Source organism: Parabacteroides sp. AF14-59, from assembly GCF_003479515.1.
Lineage (GTDB): Bacteria > Bacteroidota > Bacteroidia > Bacteroidales > Tannerellaceae > Parabacteroides > Parabacteroides faecis.
The window spans coordinates 1-21,091 of sequence record NZ_QUHH01000033.1 but is presented as its reverse complement, the minus strand read 5'-3'; the positions used below and the strand labels follow the sequence as shown (position 1 = coordinate 21,091).

16 protein-coding genes are annotated in these 21,091 nt (G+C 40.9%); 8 read left to right on the top strand and 8 right to left on the bottom strand.

The annotated features are described in order from the left end of the window. Positions 1 to 97: 97 nt before the first annotated feature. The 8 genes from trpS to DWW23_RS23870 all read right to left on the bottom strand — a co-directional run bounded on the left by trpS (position 98) and on the right by DWW23_RS23870 (position 10,953). Positions 98 to 1,153 carry a tryptophan--tRNA ligase gene (gene trpS, locus DWW23_RS23900; protein ID WP_122356940.1) on the bottom strand — a complete coding sequence of 352 codons (1,056 nt, stop codon included), beginning with the start codon at positions 1,151 to 1,153 and terminating at the stop codon, positions 98 to 100. A 45-nt stretch (positions 1,154 to 1,198) separates the two neighbouring features. Then, positions 1,199 to 2,644, bottom strand: coding sequence for a sulfatase-like hydrolase/transferase (locus DWW23_RS23895; protein WP_122356938.1), 1,446 nt, complete (start codon positions 2,642 to 2,644; stop codon positions 1,199 to 1,201). Between the two features lie 43 nt (positions 2,645 to 2,687). Next, positions 2,688 to 2,837 (bottom strand): hypothetical protein, encoded by a 150-nt coding sequence (locus tag DWW23_RS26480; RefSeq protein ID WP_158583241.1) that lies wholly within the window; start codon positions 2,835 to 2,837, stop codon positions 2,688 to 2,690. Positions 2,838 to 2,879: 42 nt separating this feature from the next. After that, a complete protein-coding gene (locus DWW23_RS23890; protein ID WP_370449329.1) occupies positions 2,880 to 5,429 on the bottom strand; it encodes a glycoside hydrolase N-terminal domain-containing protein in 2,550 nt (849 codons plus the stop codon). A 92-nt stretch (positions 5,430 to 5,521) separates the two neighbouring features. Then, complete coding sequence (locus DWW23_RS23885; protein ID WP_122356936.1) at positions 5,522 to 7,750, bottom strand: alpha-L-fucosidase; 2,229 nt, start codon at positions 7,748 to 7,750, stop codon at positions 5,522 to 5,524. A 200-nt stretch (positions 7,751 to 7,950) separates the two neighbouring features. Then, on the bottom strand, positions 7,951 to 9,486 hold the full coding sequence (locus tag DWW23_RS23880) for a sulfatase-like hydrolase/transferase (protein ID WP_122356934.1): 1,536 nt from the start codon (positions 9,484 to 9,486) through the stop codon (positions 7,951 to 7,953). A gap of 293 nt (positions 9,487 to 9,779) precedes the next feature. After that, positions 9,780 to 9,983: a hypothetical protein gene (locus DWW23_RS23875; RefSeq protein ID WP_122356958.1), complete on the bottom strand. Its 204-nt coding sequence runs from the start codon at positions 9,981 to 9,983 to the stop codon at positions 9,780 to 9,782. A 91-nt stretch (positions 9,984 to 10,074) separates the two neighbouring features. Next, positions 10,075 to 10,953: an ion transporter gene (locus tag DWW23_RS23870; RefSeq protein WP_122356932.1), complete on the bottom strand. Its 879-nt coding sequence runs from the start codon at positions 10,951 to 10,953 to the stop codon at positions 10,075 to 10,077. Positions 10,954 to 11,031: 78 nt separating this feature from the next. On the opposite strand from DWW23_RS23870, the gene DWW23_RS23865 reads away from it, so the two are divergent. The 8 genes from DWW23_RS23865 to DWW23_RS23830 all read left to right on the top strand — a co-directional run bounded on the left by DWW23_RS23865 (position 11,032) and on the right by DWW23_RS23830 (position 20,875). Then, positions 11,032 to 12,153, top strand: coding sequence for a 6-bladed beta-propeller (locus DWW23_RS23865; protein ID WP_122356930.1), 1,122 nt, complete (start codon positions 11,032 to 11,034; stop codon positions 12,151 to 12,153). Positions 12,154 to 12,249: 96 nt separating this feature from the next. Then, positions 12,250 to 13,941, top strand: a complete 1,692-nt coding sequence (locus DWW23_RS23860) for a right-handed parallel beta-helix repeat-containing protein (RefSeq protein WP_122356929.1) — start codon at positions 12,250 to 12,252, stop codon at positions 13,939 to 13,941. Positions 13,942 to 14,000: 59 nt separating this feature from the next. Further along, complete coding sequence (locus DWW23_RS23855) at positions 14,001 to 14,288, top strand: DUF4377 domain-containing protein (protein WP_122356928.1); 288 nt, start codon at positions 14,001 to 14,003, stop codon at positions 14,286 to 14,288. A gap of 45 nt (positions 14,289 to 14,333) precedes the next feature. Beyond that, the gene (locus DWW23_RS23850; RefSeq protein ID WP_122356927.1) at positions 14,334 to 15,521 is read left to right on the top strand and encodes a 6-bladed beta-propeller; all 1,188 of its coding nucleotides are present in this window, start codon (positions 14,334 to 14,336) and stop codon (positions 15,519 to 15,521) included. 1 nt (position 15,522) lies between these two features. Then, positions 15,523 to 16,692, top strand: coding sequence for a DUF4221 family protein (locus DWW23_RS23845; RefSeq protein WP_122356926.1), 1,170 nt, complete (start codon positions 15,523 to 15,525; stop codon positions 16,690 to 16,692). Between the two features lie 249 nt (positions 16,693 to 16,941). Beyond that, the gene (locus tag DWW23_RS23840) at positions 16,942 to 18,042 is read left to right on the top strand and encodes a 6-bladed beta-propeller (protein WP_233564438.1); all 1,101 of its coding nucleotides are present in this window, start codon (positions 16,942 to 16,944) and stop codon (positions 18,040 to 18,042) included. Positions 18,043 to 18,044: 2 nt separating this feature from the next. Further along, positions 18,045 to 19,130 carry a 6-bladed beta-propeller gene (locus tag DWW23_RS23835; protein ID WP_122356925.1) on the top strand — a complete coding sequence of 362 codons (1,086 nt, stop codon included), beginning with the start codon at positions 18,045 to 18,047 and terminating at the stop codon, positions 19,128 to 19,130. 575 nt (positions 19,131 to 19,705) lie between these two features. Continuing rightward, complete coding sequence (locus DWW23_RS23830) at positions 19,706 to 20,875, top strand: ATP-binding protein (protein WP_122356923.1); 1,170 nt, start codon at positions 19,706 to 19,708, stop codon at positions 20,873 to 20,875. Positions 20,876 to 21,091 lie beyond the last annotated feature (216 nt).

Below are 21,091 nucleotides of genomic sequence, written 5' to 3'. Positions count from 1 at the left end.
TCAGGTAAAATTTCAACTTCTTTATCACATATTTAATAAAAAGAAAGAGGTCATTCCTTCCGGAACGACCCCTTTTACTATCTTTCTGCAATTATTATCAATACGGACGGAAACCGATGATCTCACGAACTTCCGCTAATGTCCTGGCGGCGCTCGCACTCGCTTTCTCTGCTCCCATGCGGGCAACCTTTTCCATATACTCTTCGTTGGCACGGATGTCAAGAATACGTTCACGGATCGGGGCACAGAAATTATTGATATCTTCGGCTAACTGTTTCTTCATATCGCCGTAGCGGATTTCACAGTTATTGTACTTTTCGTTGAAGAAGTCGTATGTATCTTTTGTTGATACGATATCCATCATGGCAAACAAATTAGCGATCGGCTCGGGTTTCACGCTGTTCGGTTCCGTAGGACCTGCATCGGTTACCGCTTTCATTACCTTTTTCTTGATCGCTTTCTCGTCGTCGATCAGGTAGATCGCATTGCCTTCGCTCTTACCCATCTTACCGGAACCGTCCAGACCCGGCACTTTCACAGCCTTCTCTGTCAGGTGGAAAGAAGCAGGTTCAGGGAAGAACTCAACTTCATAGGTTGAATTAAAACGGCGGGCGAAACGGCGCGCCATCTCCATATTCTGTTCCTGGTCTTTTCCTACCGGCACCTTCAAGGCTTTGTGGATAATGATATCGGCAGCCATCAAAGTCGGATAAGTCAACAAACCCGCATTTACACTATGTTTGTTCCCTTCGTTAAAGATCTCTCTTTCGACATCGCCTTCTTCGGTATTCACACGGTCGATATGCAGTTGTTGACGCGCTTTATCCTTGAACGAAGTCGTACGCATCAATTCACCGATACCGGCATTCATATTGAGGTAGAGATACAGTTCCGCCACTTCGCGAACGTCACTCTGTATATAGATGGTAGCCTTCTCCGGATCGATACCGCAAGCCAGATACTCAGCCAGGATCGTCTTTGCACTTTCGCGGATGTTTGCCGGACGCGGATGCGTAGTCAAGGAGTGCCAGTCTGCAATAAAGAAAAAGCAATTATACTCATTCTGCATTTGCAGAAAACTCTTTACTGCTCCGAAGTAATTCCCCAGATGCAAATTACCTGTTGGCCTGATGCCACTTACTACTGTTTCCATTTCTAAATTCTTTATTTTATTCAAACAGCCGCAAAGATAGTAATTTTAGAATACAAATCCGTTCCAGAAAGCCGAATTGTCTTTCGTTTCTACCTGCTCCAAAGACATTTGCTTACGCAGCTTCTTGATGATCTTACCGTATTTCTTCTCTCCCGCCAGATTAGTCATCTCCCAGGGGTCGTTCTTCAGATCGAACAACTGGGTGGTACGCACGCCTTTTACATTATACTCGCATAACTTCCATTCACCGTCGGATACGGCACGCTGGTTATCCATGTAACTGTAATACAAGTAATCCCGTACCGGCTTGTCTTCTTTGATAGCAGGGACAAGGCTAACCCCGTCTACGGAGGAAGGTATATCCGCACCGACCATATCGCACACGGTCGGGAAGACATCGATCAAATAGCAAAGTTTATCGCTGATCTTTCCCTGGGTATTATTTCCCGTGCTCTTGATCATCAGAGGGACACGCACACTATGCTCGTAAACGTTCTGTTTCCCCATCAGACCATGCTGCCCGACGGCCAATCCGTTATCGCCTGCAAAGACAATGATCGTATTTTCATATTCTCCGGTCTCTTTCAATGCTTTGACGATATCGCCCACACGACGGTCCACATGCGTTATCATTGCATAATATTCCGTAATGTGTTTTTTAATTTCATCCGGTACACGGGGAATGGCGGCCAGCACTTCATCGCGGATCACCAGTTCGCCGTTGTCGAACGGGTGCTTATCCATATAGTTCGGCGGCAACTGGATATTATCCCGGTCGTACTGACGCATATATTCATCCGGCATCGTACGCGGATCGTGGGGAGACATATAGGCGACGGAAAGGAAGAACGGTTTGCCGGCTCCTTTTTGCTTTTCGATATATTCGACGGCATCTTCCGTAAAAATATCTACGGAATGTTTACCGGAATACATATATTCTCCGACTTCATACGTCACTTCGTTACTCTTTCCCCAGTTTTTAACGACCGGACGTTTCTTGCCATAATTACCGTCTGCATTGTAATCGTAAAGGGGGACATTCCAGTGATCATACATTCCTCCGAAATAGATACCTTTTGCATCGTTGAAGCAACGGTTCATAGCCTGGTATCCGTTATGCCATTTACCGGTATGGAAAGAATTATATCCTGCCTGTTGCAGGGCTTCCCCGATCAGTATATGATCGTCGGGAACAGTCGCTCCCTGTTTTTCCAGGGTATACAGATATTTCCCTGTCATCAGCATAGCACGGCTCGGCATACTGACGGCACCGGAAGTTCCCCCCATGATATGGGCATTGGAAAAGACCGTACTTTCGGCAGCCAGTTTATCCAGATTCGGGGTATGTACATCTTCTACACCCAGGAAATTCATGGCAGAGCCACGCATATCGTCAGCCAATATCAGGATAACGTTCGGATTCTTGTCTGCGGCCAGCAAACTCGTTACCGACAGCATGGCAGTACTTAATAAGGTTAATTTTTTGTTCATAAGAGTTCTATATTTATATTACGTCCTTTATATTTGTGATCATCTAAGTGTAAGTTCTTATCCGATAGGATATTTCCATGATTACCTGCTGATGTAAACTGTTGCCGACACTGTCGGCAAAATAAACGACAGTGTCGGCAAAGCTTTCGACAGCGTCAACAATATTGTCGACAGTGTCGGCAACAAATTTCATCGGTAGGTAACTTGAACTATCTTCCAGGTCATACTGACTACCTCAGGGAGTTACCGGATTCACCCGGTAGCTGTTCCCGGCAACAGTCGCAAAGACTACTTCATGGTATTCTTTCCCGTTGGAAGTGATCGGGGAAGAAGTCGCCACCTCTTTACTACCCTGTTTAACCGTAACAGGAAGGGATGTCCTCAACCTGCACTCGTTACCGCTTCCGGAAAGGATCGTCGCTTCCGACAAATTACCTTGTTTCCAATTCATGGCTACTTCAAAATTACCACGAGCCTTCAGGCCCGATACGCTTCCTTCATTCCATACGTCCGGAAGAGCAGGCAACAATTGCACGAACCCGGCATGACTCTGCAGCAGCATTTCGACAACACCAGCCGTATAACCGAAATTCCCGTCGATCTGGAAAGGCGGGCAAGCATCGAGCAAATTGCTATACAAACCGCCTCCATTTCTTTTCTTCGGTCCGAACTGAACCGGATTGAACAGATTCTGAATGATCTTATAGGCATGATTACCATCCAGCAAACGAGCCCAACAATTGATCTTCCATCCCATCGACCAGCCAGTGGCGGCATCACCACGTAAATTCAACGTCTGCTCAACTGCATTGAATAAATCAGGAGTTCCGTCGGGAGTGATTTGATCGCCGGGATAGAATCCATACAAATGAGACAGGTGGCGGTGTTGCGGATCTTGCTCCTTAAAATCATACATCCATTCCTGTAATTGCCCCCTGCTACCGATCTGATAAGGAAGTAATCTGGCTAATTTACCTTCAAGCTCAGCCCGCAATTCCGGATCCAGCCCAAACATTTCAGACATTTTGATCGTACGTTCAAATGTTTCACGTATGATCGCCATATCCATTGTCGGTCCCATACTCAAAGCGGTTGTTTCTCCGCTGGGTGTTACAAACCAATTCTCGGGAGAAACACCGACAGGAGTAACCAGATGTCCTTCGCCATCATCGATCAGCCAGTCGGCATAAAATTCGGCAGCCCCTTTAGTAAGAGGGTAAGCCGTATTCTTCAGAAACTCTTTGTCACCCGAATAAAGATAATGCTCCCATAAATGACTGCAAAGCCATCCCTGTACCATCGGCCAGAAAGAAGCGGTAGGAACATTATCGTTCGGTAGTGATTCACGCCAGAGAGAAGTATTATGATGAGCCACCCAGCCCCGTCTACCGTACATATTACGCGCAGTTTCAGCACCGGTTTCAGATAATTCTTTTATCATTTTAAAGAGGGGTTCCTGACATTCCGATAAGTTTGCGGTCTCAGCCATCCAGTAGTTCATCTCTAGATTGATATTCTGCGTATAACCACAGTTCCAGGGTGGAACGATCTCTTTATTCCAGATTCCCTGTAAATTTAATGGCTGGCCACCCGGACGCGAGCCGCTGATCATCAGATAACGTCCATACTGGAACAACAGGGCAGCTAAAGCCGGATCCGCTTTCTCATCAAAACGGATAATCCGCTCATCGGTAGGCAAAGCCTGTTGCTCCGGATCTGATTTCAGATCAAGTTTTACACGATCGAACAGATTGCGATAATCAGCAAGATGTCTCTTTTTTAGTTCTTTATAATTATATGCGGTCGCTTTATCGAGGATAGTAGCTGCTTTTCCTGCCGGATCTACACCTTCCAGACTGGGACTTTTATCATATCCATTATAACTCGTAGCCAGACTCATGACAAAATACACTTCGTCTGTTTGACTGATATGAATACCCGAATCGGTAATTTCGCAGGTACCTCCCGAAGGTAATACAGGTTTGAGTTGTGCTTCAAACAACATTCCTTTATTATCTATCTCATCCCCATATAATACACGTTTATCGAATTTCCGGTTACCTTTTTCATCATACAATTCAGGATGCTTATGCTGGTCGCCCCACGTTTCCATCTGTTCAAAAGTACGACGTTCCACATATCCGGGAGCTTTTCCCTGCACAATCAGCCTGTCATTTTTACTTTTCTGTATGGCAGTAGGATGCTCCGATGTAAAATCAAGCGTAATATCGATTCCTTCCGGACTGTCACTTTTCAGGTAAACGACAATCACATTTTCTGGGTTCGAAGCAAAAACCTCACGTTCATAACGAACACCGTTCTGTACATATTTTGTACTTGCTATGGCATCCGATATATTCAAATTACGTTTATATTCACTGACTTCCCCTGTTTTATTATTCTGAATATGAAGATCGGCAAATGGCTGATAATATTGATGCAAACGTCCCAGCCAATTCTTGCATACCAGATCGGTTGCTTCTTTATACTTTTCTTTCCGCATCAGTCCGACCACTTTATCGAACATTTCAGGAGTCACTTTTATGTCTTTGAAAATCACTGAAGGTTCACCGCTATAAAGGGTATTTTCATTCAATTGCAATTGTTCCGAATCGACGCCTCCGAATACCATCGCACCAGCATGACCGTTACCGATAGGCAAGGCTTCGTTCCAGTTTCCGGCAGGTTTATCATACCATAAAGTTAACGGTTTCTCCTCCGGTGTTTTCGCACACGCAAGAAGTAGAAAGAAACACATAAAATAAGATAATACACGCATAATCATGGATTTAGAATTAGATTATAAAAAAAGAATGTCTCCGAAAGACAAAAGTAGTTGTTTTCCGGAGACATCAAAAGTTTTTTTATCTTTTTCAATCAGAGCAAGTCAAATTCAGCAATGGCTACAACCTTACCGCCTGCCGCTATTTCCGTTGCTTCCACGCGGACATAACGGGTGGATATCGGCTTCTTGAAATAATGGTAGCGTTTGCTCGGATCGTTGATCAGGTTACCGAACTCAAAACGTTCCACCTCTTTCCAGTTTTTTCCGTCCTCACTGACCTTGATGACACCTTTAGCCATCATGCCTTCGGAATTACGGGTTTGCGGAGTATAGGCAAAACCGTTCAATGTTTGCACGGAACCGAGGTCGATAGCGATATAAAGAGGCAACGTTCCCTCTTCCGATTGCCAGTAAGTTCCCGGTTTAGCATCGAAAGCCGCTGTAGCCGGACGGCGCTTGGTTTCACTGCTTGCTCCGATCAGCTTCCAGTCTTTCTTGGCAAGCCCCAGGCGTTCGCTGTGTACTGCGCCCCTTTCTCCTTTCAGGACAGCTACTGCTTTCAGTTCGCCGCGATCCGTTTTGATCGGCTCTTTATACTCTGCAGAAGTTTCACCCGGTTCTGTTCCATCCGTCGTATAATAAATGGTATATCCGACATTCAGGTTACCAGCCGCATTCTGTCCGTGAGGATTCCAACCGAAGTCCTGCAATTTAGGTTCTATCGTTACCAGTCCGTTCACATCCTGTTTAAAACTCAACTGGGGAGGACGGGATGTATAGTAATGGGCGGAAATATGACTGACAGCCGGTGTCAGACGTGATTCCAGCAGACGGAAACGAAGCTTGTCGGTCGTCACTTCCGGGAAACGGAGGATACGTTTATAACCGATATTGGTAGATACGGCAATTTCCTTCCAGGCTCCGCCGATCCAGGCATCTATCGCAAATTTCTCAACCCGTTCGCTATGAGTTGCTACTGCTTCCTGAAGCATGATGCGGTTGATCGTAACAGCTGAAGGAGTCGTGATCACAAATTCTTTGTTGGCACCGTCCAGCAACAGATAAGTATCCTCTTTACCATCAAGCAACTGTTTCGGTCCCTGTGCACCGTCGAACAGATCGGTACCATAAGTTTCCCGGATACGTTTTCCTGTCTCTACCAAAGCATTGACATCCGCTGGAGAGAATTTACCGTCACGGTTAGGAGGAATATTCAACAGGAAAGTGGAGTTTCCTCCGACAGCCCGTTCATAAATATCGAATACGTCATCGGCACTTCTGACTTTCTGGTGTGTATCATCGCGGTAGAACCAGCCTTCACGAATGGACGTATTGGTTTCAGCCTGTTGGTAATGCAGGAATTTCCCCTGATATAACTTCTCCCGATCCCCCAATACAGGGTCTGTCATATCAGCAAAATTACTCATCGTATCCGGATTTGCCTGATAAGGAATGACATTCCATTCCGTCGGGCGCGTTCCTCCGGCTTCGTTTCCACACCAGCGCACTCCTTCACGGCCGAAAATGACGGCGTTCGGAGCCAGCGCCTGGATCAGTTCTTTCCAGGCATGATAGTTGTATGTCTGACCGCCTTTCCGTTTCGGATGGGCACCGTCGAACCAAACTTCGTGTATCGGTCCATATTCAGTCAGCACCTCGAACAACTGGTTCAGGAAATACTCGTTATAATCGTCCACCACAAATTCAAACTTTTTCTTGTTGGCAAACGGTCTGCCGGGAACTTCCCGAGGGATCGTCCGTTTAGTATATTTACTCAGATTGCCGTATAATCCGTCCGGACTTTCGATCTGGTACAGGTCGGCAGGAGAAAGATAGATACCCAGTTTCAACCCATATTTCTGACAGGATGCGGACAATTCTTTCAGGATATCCCCCTTACCGCCTTCAAAGCCGGACGACATAATGCCGTGTTTCGTATAGCGGCTTTGCCACAAGACAAACCCGTCATGGTGTTTCACGGTTATGATTACCATCTTCATCCCGGCCGCTTTCATTGCTTCGCACCACTGATCCGTATCCAACTCTTTCAGGTCGAACACTTTCGGGTCTTCCATTCCGTTCCCCCACTCCATCCGGGTAAACGTATTCGGTCCGAAATGGATAAAAGCGATGAACTCATTCCGTAAAGCATCCAACTGGTTCGGAGTCGGCACGACATGTGCTGCTTTCTCGATAATCACTTCATGGCTGTCGCCCTGTTCGATCCTGATGGTGTTCTGGAAAGGTATCCCACTATCCTGCCCGTATATCGGGACGGAAAGGAGCGCTGCTCCCAATAAAATAAAAATAGACTTTTTCATGGCTTATTACTGATTTGAAATTAATAAGTGTTCTCTATTCATTTCGTTTAATGGTTCAAAAATACAGTATTAACAGTTGTAAGAAAAAGATTTAAGGGAAAATCTACGCAAACGTTTGCGGAAAGGAGAAAAGGATACAAAAAATCCCGGGTAACAAAAATGCTACCCGGGATATAAACCAATCGCTGGTTATTTATGAATTATTCCATCCAACTCAACTGCTTCCAGACCTCCGGTCCGTCGTTCTTCTGCGGAGTGCCCGGAGTACTACGGCCCTCTTTGACATATTTGATCATCAGGTCTTTCAACTCTTTAACGACTTCAGGATGTTCGGCATATACATTGTTCTTTTCTGCCGGATCGGACTGCATATTATAAAGTTGCACCGACGGTAACGTCTTGATCACTTCATCATCCGTACCAGGCTTCGGGAAACTCCAACCGCCGGAACCTGGAGATAATAACAGTTTCCATTCACCTTTGCGAATCGTGAAATCACCGTTTATAGAATGATGGACAGTGGCTTCACGAATTACCTCACCTTCTTTTTCATTCAACAGCAAAGGAAGAATATTGTAACTGTCCTCTCCTTCCGAATCTCTCAGCTGATAATCGGCAACCGCAGCAAATGTAGCGAAAAAGTCAGTCAGACACACCGTCTGGTCCACTACATGCGGTTTCACCCGGGCCGGCCAGCGAACCACACACGGGATACGGTGACCACCGTCAAACAAGTCCGCTTTATGCCCGCGGTAAATATAACTGGGATAGTGCCCTTTGGCCTGAAGTTCATCGAATTTAGCCTGCGGACTACACCCGTTATCGGTACTGAAAACGATTATCGTATTCTCTTCTACACCTGCTTCTTTTAAGGCCTTCATCACTTTTCCAACCATATCGTCCACCATCAGGACAAAATCGCCATAAGGATTCAGACCGGATTTACCCTGATACTCCTTAATAGGAAGGATCGGTGTATGAGGTGCCGGTAACGGAAGATACAGATAGAAAGGTTTGTCTTCTTTCGATTTGTCATGAATGTAATCCACTGCCCGGTTAATAAAATTAGGCAATGTCTGTTCATGGTCGAAATCCGACGCGGTCGGACCTTTACGCCAATATTTCATACCATCATTTACAGTTTCCCTGTCCGGCAAAGCTGTCGGCATATCATTTTCCACGTACACATAGGGAGCCATATCCAAAGAGGCAATGATACCATAAAAGTAATCGAAACCTCTGGTTGTCGGACCATTAGTTATCGGTTTACTGAAATCCACGCTATCCTTTCCTGCCTCGATGTTATTCCAGTCCCAACCCAAATGCCATTTACCGATACATGCCGTCTGATATCCCTGATCCCTTAATACGGAAGCGATTGTCCTGCGGTCGGGGGAAATCAATGCCTTATTATATCCCATTAAAACACCCGATTTAAGGTCTGAACGCCAGTTGTACCGTCCGGTCAGCAAACTATACCGTGAGGGCGTACTGACTGACGAACTGGAATGGGCATCTGTGAAAGTAACCCCTTCACTTGCTATGCGGTCAATATTCGTTGTTTGTATCTTTGAATTTTCATTCAGCGCAGAAACATCTCCATACCCCATATCATCCGCAAAGATGAATACAATATTCGGCTTTTTCTGTTCCTGCGGCTGTTGGGCACAACCGCTCAAAACAGCCATACTTCCCAATGACAGAAGTAATCCACGATTTCTGATTAACTTATCCATATCTTTATGTTATTTGTAATTCGGGTTCTGAACCTCATCCTTGACATAGCATTTAATTATTAGACAAATATCAATAGTTTTTTTCTGATAAAAGCCGAATTATTGAAAATCTTATTCTTATCTTTAGCAACTGATCACAAAATTGACAAACCCTAATCAAATTAAAAGATGGATCAATACATAAAAACAATAATCAGTGTAGGTGGAAGTGCCATAATGCTGGTCATGATCATCTGTGTTATATGGTACGTTATAAAGGACACATTAAAAGACATAAACAGTAATTCAAAAGATTAAATCAACAAGAACAGTCCGCGTTTCCTTTTTTTACTGAACACAGTAGAAAACAATAACCAAAGGGCTAGAAGCCATGCTATGCCCAAAACAACGGCAGAGAGTACAGGATAACTTCCTGAACCCAACAAATAATACCCGCAAATAACAAATACAAAAGAAATGATCAAAGCCGCCACGACCGTGATCAGTAGTGTTTTCATAGAAATTTTCATAATACCTCCCCTTTTCTCCAGGCAAATATAGAAAGTTTCGTGAAAATTTATAGTTAAAATAAAGAGAGGTTCGATAATTTTACTTCGTATCGTCCAGCTTCCCTCCACAAAATCTGCAGTACCCGGCATCTTCTTCATGGCCTGCACGAAAACAATGAGGACATCTCAATTCACTCCGTCTTTTATGTTCTTTTATCATTGTGGCAGAAACAATTCCTGTAGGAACAGCAATGATCGTGTAACCGATCAGCATCACACAGGCAGAGATAAAACGACCGACAGGCGTAACCGGAGTTATATCTCCATAACCGACCGTCGTCATGGTCACGATCGCCCAATAGATACAATTAGGTATATTGCTGAACTGGGTATCCGGCTGCGTCCCTTCCACCATATACATGATCGTTCCGATCGAAGTCACCAGTATCAGGACGAAAAAGAAAAAAACAAATATTTTACGACTGCTCAACCGCAGGGAAACCAATAAAAGATTTCCCTCTTCCAGAAAATTAAACAATTTGAATACACGAAATACACGGATCAAACGGAATGTCCGGATAATAAGTAAATAACGTGCACCGGTAAAAAGAAACCCCAGGTATAACGGCAATGTAGCCAGCAAATCGACAATACCGAAGAAGCTGAAAATATACTTCTTAGGCTTTGGCGAACAATAAATACGTACCAGATACTCGAAAGTAAAAAAAACGGTAAACACATACTCCAGGATCTGAAGCGCCAACCTGAAATGATCGGAAAAGGTCACTACACTCTCCAGGATCACGACAAGAACACTCATTATGATAAAACCGATCAGAAAGACATCGAATAGTTTTCCTTTGGGTGTATCCGATTCAAAAATGATAACATACAGCTTTTCTTTCAACTCTTTATCGTGAAGAAATGCGTTGATCTTATTTTTTATCGCCTGTAAAAGGCCTGTTTTCTGCTGTTCCATAATTTATTACGGTGTTTAAACACAAAAATAGAAATATTTGGCTACATTGCAGCCTACTCAATGAAATCAATTACTGTCATGAACAAATACTTTTTCATATCACTACTCTGTATGTTACTACTCTCTTGTAACAAACAAAACAGCAAAACGGAACAAAAAATTTTACAGGTGGAACTCTCTCCTCAAAAATTAGCAGCCTCTACCCTGTTCAAAAAGATAGAAGTGATCCCTTTGGAAACAAACGATCGATGCCTGATCAAAGCGATCGGACGAATTATCGAGACTGACGATAAATATTATATTCTTGACGATGACATGGATGCAGGTGTACTTTTCTGTTTTGACAAACAAGGTAAATATCTCTCCAAGATAGATAAGAAAGGCAACGGTCCCGGAGAATATAACCTGATCTATGAAGCTATCGTCAAACCGGAAGAAAACCTCATCCATCTATTAAGTCCGATGGGCGCCATACACACCTATACTACGGACGGACAGTTTATAAAAAGAAATTTACTCCCAGCCGGAGGAGAGACGGATATGATAGAAATCGACAAAGGTCTGTTCGCTTATTGGACCCTGCTGGGGAATCCGGAAGAAAACACGGTCACATTCTATGATATGGATAAAGAGGAAGTCACCGGCGGCTTCTGGAAAACAACAGACGATAACTTTATGACCAATATGTGTATCGATGTCTTCTACAAATACAATAATGAAAATTACTTTTCCACACAATTTGCCAACGAAGTATACCGATTCACAAAAGATACCGTGGAATTAGCCTATAAATGGGATTTCGGCCCTGCCAATATCAACCTTAAACCTTTCAAGGAAAGGGTAAAAGAAGATCCTAATGTATTTCCACAACTGACAGAATCACATGAAATACCCTACAGCTTTTTCCGGCAGTTTCAAAATAAAGACTATTATTACACAGTCCTGAATACCTGGAATATAGATAAATGGTGTAATGTTTTCTATCGCAAAAAAGATGGGAAATCGTTTGTATTCGACACCCTGGAGGGGGGAGCAAAGATCAAGAAAACAAGTATATTCACTGATGAATATATGATCAGCATCGTATCTCCGGAAGAGATCGGAACGTTTCACAACAGTCTTCCGGCCGAAGAGTTCAACAAAGTAAAAGATTTACCGGAAGATGCGAATTTCTGTCTGGTAAAATACTATTTCAAATAAGGATAAAATCGATCATCCAATATCTTTTATTTGGTAATCCGGTACAGTCGCTTTACATTTGTACCTGTTTATCATTCTTAATTCATCAATCATACCATGAAAAAAACTATTTTTATTACACTTTGCCTCCTTATCGGCATTACGGTAAATGCCCAGCAGGTGATCCGGGTCGCACCGGAAAACGGAGACATGACGAAAAAGCTCCAGACCGCTATCGAACAAACCCGGAACTACAACGGGAAAGCCGTCATCATCAAGCTGCAAAATGCAGATTACAACCTCCACCGTGAAAGTTCTTCACAGATAGTATATCATATCTCCAACACAGCTTCAGAAAAGGAGAACCCCGATCAGACCAAACATATCGGTTTATGGCTGAAAGGGTTGAAAAATGTCACGATAGACGGTCAGGGTGCCCGCTTTGTCACACATGGGGAGATGACCAGTTTCGTTATCGACCAATGCGAAAATATTACTCTCCGCAATTTCACGGTAACAGCCTCCGACCCGACAGTCCCGGAACTGACCGTAACGGAAGTAGGCAGCAACTTTATGACAGTACGCATCCATCCGCAATCGCGTTACACAGTCAAAGACGGTCATTTTGCCTTTGTCGGCGACAATTGGACTCTATCCGACGGTATAGCCCAAAGTTACGACAAAGAAAAAGACATCACTTGGCGTAGCTGGTCACCGCTACCCGACCTTCGTAAGGCCATCGAACTAGAGCCTAACCTGCTCCGTTTCGTATATGACAATTCTCCGCAAGCCAAGCCGGGCACGGTATTCCAAATGCGCGACGGTATCCGCGACCAGGCTTGCGGACTGATCCAATACAGTAAAAATATCACACTGGACGGTGTACATCTGGCATTCCTGGGAAACTTCGGAATCGTCGGACAAATGGCTGAAAATATCACCTATCGTAACCTGACTTTCGAGCCGGAAGCCGGGAGCGGACGTACCTGCGCCGGTTTTGCCGATTTCGTACAGATGTCGGGATGTAAAGGAAAAATAACTATCGAAAATTCCCGTTTCCTCGGCGCACACGATGATCCTATCAATATACACGGAACACATTTGGCCGTGACCGGTTATCCGGCTTCCAACCAGATAGCCGTAAAATACATGCATCACCAGACATACGGCTTCCAGTCATTTCTACCGGGAAATGAGATCGAATTCATCGATCCTCATTCATTAATGAGCCTTGCCCCGGCCAAAGTAAAAAAGGCAGAAATGAAGAACGAGCGAGAAATCCTCCTTACACTCGACAGGAATATTCCGCAAAATATCCGGGAGATAAAAGAACTGGTTGTTGAAAATGTCACTTACACGCCGGAAGTTCTTATTCGCGGTAATTACTTTGCCCGTATCCCGACCCGTGGAATCCTCGTTTCAACCCGCCGTAAAGTACTGATAGAAAACAACACCTTCTTTCGTATGCAAATGAGCGGTATCCTGATCGCTGATGATGCCCGGAGCTGGTTCGAATCGGGTATGGCTCGCGACGTCACCATCCGCAACAATAACTTTATCGAATGCGGTGGTCCGGTCATCCTGATCGCTCCCGAAAACGATCGTAATGAGGGATATGTACATCGTAATATCGCCATTACGAACAACCGGTTCCAGTTGACAGGAACGGATGCCGTTTCAGCCAAATCGGTCAACGGTCTGAAAATCACAGATAATCTTTTCCTGACTCCCAAAGCCTTAACCTTAGAGGATCTGATAAAAACACGGGAATGTAAAGACGTTACGATAGACGGGAATATCATTCAATAATAAAGTCTGTTGCAACAAATTGACGGGTATAAGAAGAAGAAGAAATTCTTTTTATACCCATGCAACATTTCGTTATCCGGATTATGAACAAAATCATGTATGACCCAATCGAGGGTTTCGAATATGAGCAAGGTTATGAATATGTCATTGAAGTCAAAATCGAGCATATAGAAAATCCACCTGCCGATGGTTCAAGCCTGAAATATTCACTGATCAGAGTAATCTCCAAAACAAAGAAAAACTCGGAAGGATTACCAGAGCAGAAACCACTGGATAATCAGTTTCATAAAATACTCTTTATATTAAAAAAACAGAAATCCCGAGTCCGAACTACGAATCATTCGTAAATATCTCTATATTTACAACATCAAACTTTCTAAATCGGTGTTTATATGAAAAAGCGAAATCTCAATAGCATCATTTTATTAGGAATTCTATGTATCGTCCTTTCCTGTGGAAAAAAAACGGAAAAAGACTACGGACAGACTAATAATAGTGTGCGCATTATTAACGTCCCGGAAGATTTCACACATATATCCCACCTCGACTCAGTCTTTTCCGATATTGCATTTATTCCCTTAGAAACCAAAGATGAATGCTTGATCTCCTCTATCTTTATGATCAAGATAGCAGACTCACTCATATATATAAATAATAACAGACAACAATTATTAGTATTTGGGATGGATGGTAAATTCAAATATCAAATCGGAGACCAAGGAAAGGGACCTGGAGAATTCCTGGAAATAAATGATTTCATAATAGATAAGAATAACATAGAACTTCTGGATTTCAAAAAAATACTGACCTATTCTCTCACTGGCGAACATTTGAATACAAAACATTTTGATCTACTAAATGATACCGCCTATTGTAATGCAGAACACTTTTATCATTCTCCAGTAGGAGGTTATTATTTTTGGGGTGGAGTATCCGGTATAAAGAATTATGATAACGCACAGACAAGATATATGATGTATCATGTTGATGACAAATTCAATATAATTAAAGGGTATTTTCCTATTGAACACGGAACAGGGACAGCCCATAATAGATTTATAAATTACAAAGACACCATTATCATTGACCCTTATTTAAAAGAATATAACATCTATCAAATAGACAACAAAGGGATAATTACATCCCGATATTTTTTCAATTTTGGCAAAAATGCATATACCTCCCAATTACCTGTAGGAAGGCACAAAGATAAACATGAAACCTATGAGGACTTTAGCAGGTATGTAATCAGTTGTGAAAATTTTCATGAAACAGAAAAATGGTTACATCTATCATTTGCCTATAATAACAAGACTTATAGTGTGCTTTTCAACAAAAAAACACAAAAATGTCATTTGCTAAGTGCAGCAAACCCTCTTCTAAAAGAAAATGAATTACGCTTTTGGGGAGCTTACGCCTCCTACGAAAACCTACTTATTATGCCTATTGAAGCTAGCTGGCTACAAATAGAACTCAACCGTATATCACCAGGATATATAAGTAAATTGAATATAGAACATTACAAAAATATAAATGAATTTAATAATCCTATTTTAGTATTATACAAACTAAAAGAATAATATGATGAAAAATATATGGATATATCTATTGTCTTCTTATGCAATTTGCATCTTACTTTCCTCTTGTTTGGGAAGTAAAAACAGTAAGGACAAGAAGATATACTCCCTGCAACCAGGCAAAGAGTGTATCGTGATCCCGATAGATGATAATACGAATTGCTATAGTATGTCGATGTTTTCTTACATGAGCCCGGAAGGTATCCCTTATTTAAGTTACGAAAATGAACAAACAAACGAACTGAACTTCTACAGGCTCGACTCCTGTAAATTATCCCATAAAATTAAAATTGCCCAGGAAGGTCCTGAAGCAATCGGACGTTTCATCGGGCATACGGTAATAGATCTCGATAATATTCTGATATTCGATCAATTCAAAATATCCAGAATAAACAGAAATGGGAAAATCCTGGATAAATACAACCTGATCACTGATACTCAAATAGCCCTTTGCCACCCACCAACATCAAAGGTCTATGCTCCAATGATTGTGCAGGATTCCTGCATTTATCTATACCAGGCTCTTATGTATTCTGATAAACCATACGATGGAGATGCTCTGGAAAGATACCCTCTTTGTATAAAAGTCAATATGCAGACAAAACAGACGGAAAAATCACCTTTGACTTATCCCAGATTATGGGAAACTGAAAACGAAAACGGTATTTTTACCTGTAGCAGAGATTACGACGGGACAAATTTCGTCTATTCCTTTTTCATCAGCAACTCCATTTATGTCACCCACGACAACCAAACATTCAAAAAATATCCTTGCAAAAGCCAATATATAAACGGTCTGCCTAAAAACAACTATCCGTTAGATATCCAGGCCACCCAAAAAGAATCTATAGAAAACGCTTCATACGGAAACATCATTTACGATAAATACCGGAAAGTCTACTACCGCTTCTTTCAACCGGCATGCGAACTCAACAAACAGGATAATATTGCAGATCTGATGAAAACCGGAAAAAAATTCTCCATTATGATCCTGGATAAAGATTTTCAAGTAATCGGAGAAACATTATTCCCGGAAAACACCTACATCCCGGTCATGTTCTTCGTGCTTGAAGACGGATTATATATTTCAGACAACAATTTCCAAAATCCGGAGTTTAATGAAAATGTATTAAGTTTCAGAAGAATGGAACTAATAGAACTCCAAAACAATTAATATCAGGATGATATTACTGGATAGTCAAAATTCCTATGCCAGTTACCTGAGCTCTCCAAATTCATCAATTATAATTGACGAAATGGGCATATTTACACAAAGTATCCATTATGATTGATAAAACTAACTTCAAACAGGAATATATAAACACCCACACAACAAAAACGACAAAATCGTAATAAATAAACAATCACAACATTACGAACATATCGTAATATTTTATATATTTGCAATATGTAATAATAGAATATGAAGACAAATATATTGTTAACTCTTTTCATTGCCTGTTCATTCTTTTGTAATGGAAAAAATGGTGTTACCCGAATTGATATGTCACATTATCAAACAATCTGTTTTGATAGTCTGGTAACGAATATTTCTTGCACCAAATTAGAAAACAAATTATTTGAACAGTGTATAGATATGATACAACATAAAGATTTTCTATACTTTATGGGAAGTACCATCGCAGGAAAAAGTGTGACTATCTACAAAAACACAGGCGAATTTATCAAGGAACTCACTTTTTCTGATGCACTTCAGGTCAATTCAATGTGCGTTATTCCTGAATTGGAAGAATTATGGGTAGTTAGCCGTTTCAAAATAATCAATAAGTTCAAACTGGATGGAACTCCTATTAAAAGAGTTTCCCTGCCTTTCCCCTGTGCAAATATTATTCCGACCGACAAACAAAATTTTTTAGTTTACTCAGGAGGAACATGCAACGAACGCGGTAACATTGAAGGGCACTTTATGGCTTTGACTGATTTCAAATCCATCAATAAACTTTTTATGCCAATGCAGGGGAAAAACGAATGGCCTTATACTCCATATAATTTACATACAACAGATACCAATAATAATATATTCATTTTTCCACCCCGCATAGACACCATCTACTCCTATAACTTCCAACAAAAAAAATTATACCCACTCTATTCACTTGATTTTCACGGATATTTTTTGAAATCAGACAAAGGTTTCGAAGATCATGAAATGCATGAAATTATCACTAAACGTACATACATTCATAATCGTTACAGTTTTTACCAGGCATCCGGTAAATTATTTTTTAAATTAAAAGGTAAACGGGAAGATTTTTGTTTCATCAATCTCAAAGATCATTTACTATATTCTTTTGACCGGCTATTCGATCAATTCCAATCAAGGTTTATCAATCCTTTCGTAGGATCTTATAAAGATAAACTATATTTACTTGTTTGGGAAAAAGATCTGGTAGAACACTATCAAAATATAAAATGCAACTATCCGGCTATACGAAAAATACTACCGTCTCTATCCACAGATAATAACAACTGGATTCTAATAACCATAGATATAAAAAAATAGATATGAAAAACACTAGTATATTATTCTACATCCTACTCTGCTTATTCTCCGTAAGTTCCTGTAACCAACAGAAACATCAAGTCACCTTACTGGGAAAGTTCACTGTTCCCAAAGAGGATCATCCCGAATGGGCAGATCTATTCACCGATAAATATACCATTACACCGCTAGAAACAACCCCAGAAAGTTTGGTTGGTGAAATCAACAAAATCAAAAAGTTCAACGGTCATTATTATATTTCTTCAGCGGGAAAGTCTATTTTGTGCTTCAATGAGAAAGGTAAATTTGTTACTTCACTGAATAAAATGGGACAAGGTCCGGAAGAATATCTTCATATTGAAGACTTCGATGTGTATGAAATAAACGGAAAAACTGAAATCTGGATTTCAGACAATAAGAGTCTAAAAATTTATGACGCAAATGATTGCACTTTTTTGAACAAAATCAGTTATCCTTTCATCATACATAAATTCAAACGCTTAGACAACTCCCATATCTTATTGGTAACCGGACAAAACGATCATTCTTTAACATTGACAGATAAAAACGGAAACATCCTATCCAAATACCTCGAAAAAGAAATACCCTATTTAATGTTCAGACCCGTACAATTTGTGAAATACGGTTCCGAATATCTTTTTCAATTAGGCATATCAAATACCTATATTGCTTTCGACTCCAAAACAGAAACCTTTAATAAAGGTATCTTTTCAAATGACGAAGTTTATCTCTCCGATATACAATTACTAGAATTATATAATACATACGAAATGGAGTTTATCAGAGAAGCAAATAAGGGTTCTTATATCAACAACATAATACCACTCAACGGAACACTCTGGGTACAAACGTGTTATGCGGGTAAAAAATATATTACCAAAATAGAAAAAGACGGAAAGACAACCTCCACAGAATTTTCTTATGGTACATTCGTTTCCACAATCACCGTAGGAGACAGCGAAAACAGTCTACTCCTCTATTTAACACCGGATCAACTTTTAGAGAATGAAAAACAATATACTGATAGAGATGGTAACGAAATTATTTGTCAAATAGATGACAATCCTTGCATTGTAGAATTCTTTTAAAATTATCGGATTATGAATAAAAGGACATTACTTTCGTGCGGAGTGCTGATAGCATTTATCGCATGTAATCAAAAAAATTTAAAAATAAAGACAATAATCCTATCATACAAATATTACATTTGAAATAATACTCTAACGCATTTCGTAGACGCAAAATACTTTTTGATTGGAGATGAATCCTTTCTTTACACAAATTATCATTTTGTCAATACGAAAAATAAGGCATACACGGTCTTGATAATTTAATAAAGCATTTCAAACCAGCAAGATAAAATCAACAAAGGGAGCGCTGAGTAGTTACTATATGAAAACCATTCTGATACGTTAAAAAATATTACCCGCACGGGTATTTTCATTTACCCGGTATATTAATCCTATTTAGCCGGTAGGGTAGTGACATTTTGACATTGACGTAAGAATTATAATATACAGAGTTTTTTATAGTGCATATGAGCTGCAAAAGCTCAACATCCGTTCAATCCAATGTATTCGCACTACAAAAAGTGCGAATTCTCCACACAATTGCACTTTTCATAGTGCAATTCATTATATTTGCAGAAATAAACTAAAGATTCATGGATAAGTTACAAATGAGTTTCGATGCAATGTTACGTTCCATACCTACCACATTCCATCGATATATGTTCGACCGTATTAATTGGAACAATCGTTTGTTAGGATTGGTTGGGCCACGTGGCGTAGGAAAAACAACATTGATGTTGCAATATGCCAAGGAGAAGCTGAATAGGAATACAACATTATTCGTCAATGCCGATGACTTATATTTTTCAGCCCACCACTTGGTAGAGTTAGCAGATGAATTTGTAAAGCGAGGAGGAACTCACCTTATTATTGACGAGATTCATAAATACAAAGATTGGGCCCGTGAGTTAAAACTGATGTATGACTATCATGCTGATCTGAAAATATTTTTTACAGGTTCTTCCATTCTCGACATTAACAAGGGCTCAGCAGACCTGAGCCGACGGGCTATTGTCTATTCCATGCAAGGACTTTCGTTTCGTGAATACCTGAATATGTTTCATCATATAGAGATACCAGTCTATCCATTGGTTGATATCATGCAACACCGCATAGAGCTTCCTGATAAATTCCGTCCTTATGCCTATTTCCAATCCTATCTGGAAGAAGGTTATTATCCATTCTCCCAGGAAGATCAGTTCTATATACGTTTGCAACAAATAATAAATAAAACATTGGAAGTCGATATTCCGCAATATTCAGAAATGAGCGTGTCTACAGCACGAAAATTAAAGCAACTACTCACAATCATAGCCCGAAGCGTACCATTCAAACCCAATATGAGTAGTATTGCAGCCATGTTAGGAGTAAGTCGCAACAATTTATCCGATTATTTTCTTTATCTCGAAGAAGCCGGACTAATCTCACAATTACGTGATGACACTGGTGGTATCAGAGGACTTGGCAAAGTGGATAAAGTCTATTTAGACAACCCTACCTTAATGTATTGTTTAGGACAAGAAACATCAGAAACAGGGAACATCAGAGAGACATTCTTCCTGAATCAAATGCGTGTAGAACAAGATGTTATTACCTCGGCTGTTTCTGACTTTCAAATAGCAAGTTACACTTTTGAAATAGGAGGAAAGAATAAAAAACAAAAGCAGCTGCAAGGCATAGAAAATGGTTTTATAGTAAAAGACAATATAGAACAAGGCTACATGAATGTAATCCCATTGTGGCAGTTCGGATTTAATTATTAATATTAAAACAGCCTATCAATCCTATTGAACATATAATTCGAATCCAATGAGAGAAACACTTCTATTTTGTATTTTATTCAGCCTTTGATTTCATGCACAAATAAAGACAATGGATTACTGAAAAGTTATTATTCCATTCCCGACGGGTGGAAATGAACTTTTTTATGACTTGTACTGAAAAAAGTTTACACAATCACAAAAAGAAAATGTGTAAAC

Bases quoted from the DNA above. Each gene is read 5' to 3' on its own strand.
- trpS (WP_122356940.1), bottom strand. From the start codon at position 1,153: ATGGAAACAGTAGTAAGTGGCATCAGGCCAACAGGTAATTTGCATCTG.
- DWW23_RS23895 (WP_122356938.1), bottom strand. From the start codon at position 2,644: ATGAACAAAAAATTAACCTTATTAAGTACTGCCATGCTGTCGGTAACG.
- DWW23_RS26480 (WP_158583241.1), bottom strand. From the start codon at position 2,837: ATGAAATTTGTTGCCGACACTGTCGACAATATTGTTGACGCTGTCGAA.
- DWW23_RS23890 (WP_370449329.1), bottom strand. From the start codon at position 5,429: ATGATTATGCGTGTATTATCTTATTTTATGTGTTTCTTTCTACTTCTT.
- DWW23_RS23885 (WP_122356936.1), bottom strand. From the start codon at position 7,750: ATGAAAAAGTCTATTTTTATTTTATTGGGAGCAGCGCTCCTTTCCGTC.
- DWW23_RS23880 (WP_122356934.1), bottom strand. From the start codon at position 9,486: ATGGATAAGTTAATCAGAAATCGTGGATTACTTCTGTCATTGGGAAGT.
- DWW23_RS23875 (WP_122356958.1), bottom strand. From the start codon at position 9,983: ATGAAAACACTACTGATCACGGTCGTGGCGGCTTTGATCATTTCTTTT.
- DWW23_RS23870 (WP_122356932.1), bottom strand. From the start codon at position 10,953: ATGGAACAGCAGAAAACAGGCCTTTTACAGGCGATAAAAAATAAGATC.
- DWW23_RS23865 (WP_122356930.1), top strand. From the start codon at position 11,032: ATGAACAAATACTTTTTCATATCACTACTCTGTATGTTACTACTCTCT.
- DWW23_RS23860 (WP_122356929.1), top strand. From the start codon at position 12,250: ATGAAAAAAACTATTTTTATTACACTTTGCCTCCTTATCGGCATTACG.
- DWW23_RS23855 (WP_122356928.1), top strand. From the start codon at position 14,001: ATGCAACATTTCGTTATCCGGATTATGAACAAAATCATGTATGACCCA.
- DWW23_RS23850 (WP_122356927.1), top strand. From the start codon at position 14,334: ATGAAAAAGCGAAATCTCAATAGCATCATTTTATTAGGAATTCTATGT.
- DWW23_RS23845 (WP_122356926.1), top strand. From the start codon at position 15,523: ATGATGAAAAATATATGGATATATCTATTGTCTTCTTATGCAATTTGC.
- DWW23_RS23840 (WP_233564438.1), top strand. From the start codon at position 16,942: ATGAAGACAAATATATTGTTAACTCTTTTCATTGCCTGTTCATTCTTT.
- DWW23_RS23835 (WP_122356925.1), top strand. From the start codon at position 18,045: ATGAAAAACACTAGTATATTATTCTACATCCTACTCTGCTTATTCTCC.
- DWW23_RS23830 (WP_122356923.1), top strand. From the start codon at position 19,706: ATGGATAAGTTACAAATGAGTTTCGATGCAATGTTACGTTCCATACCT.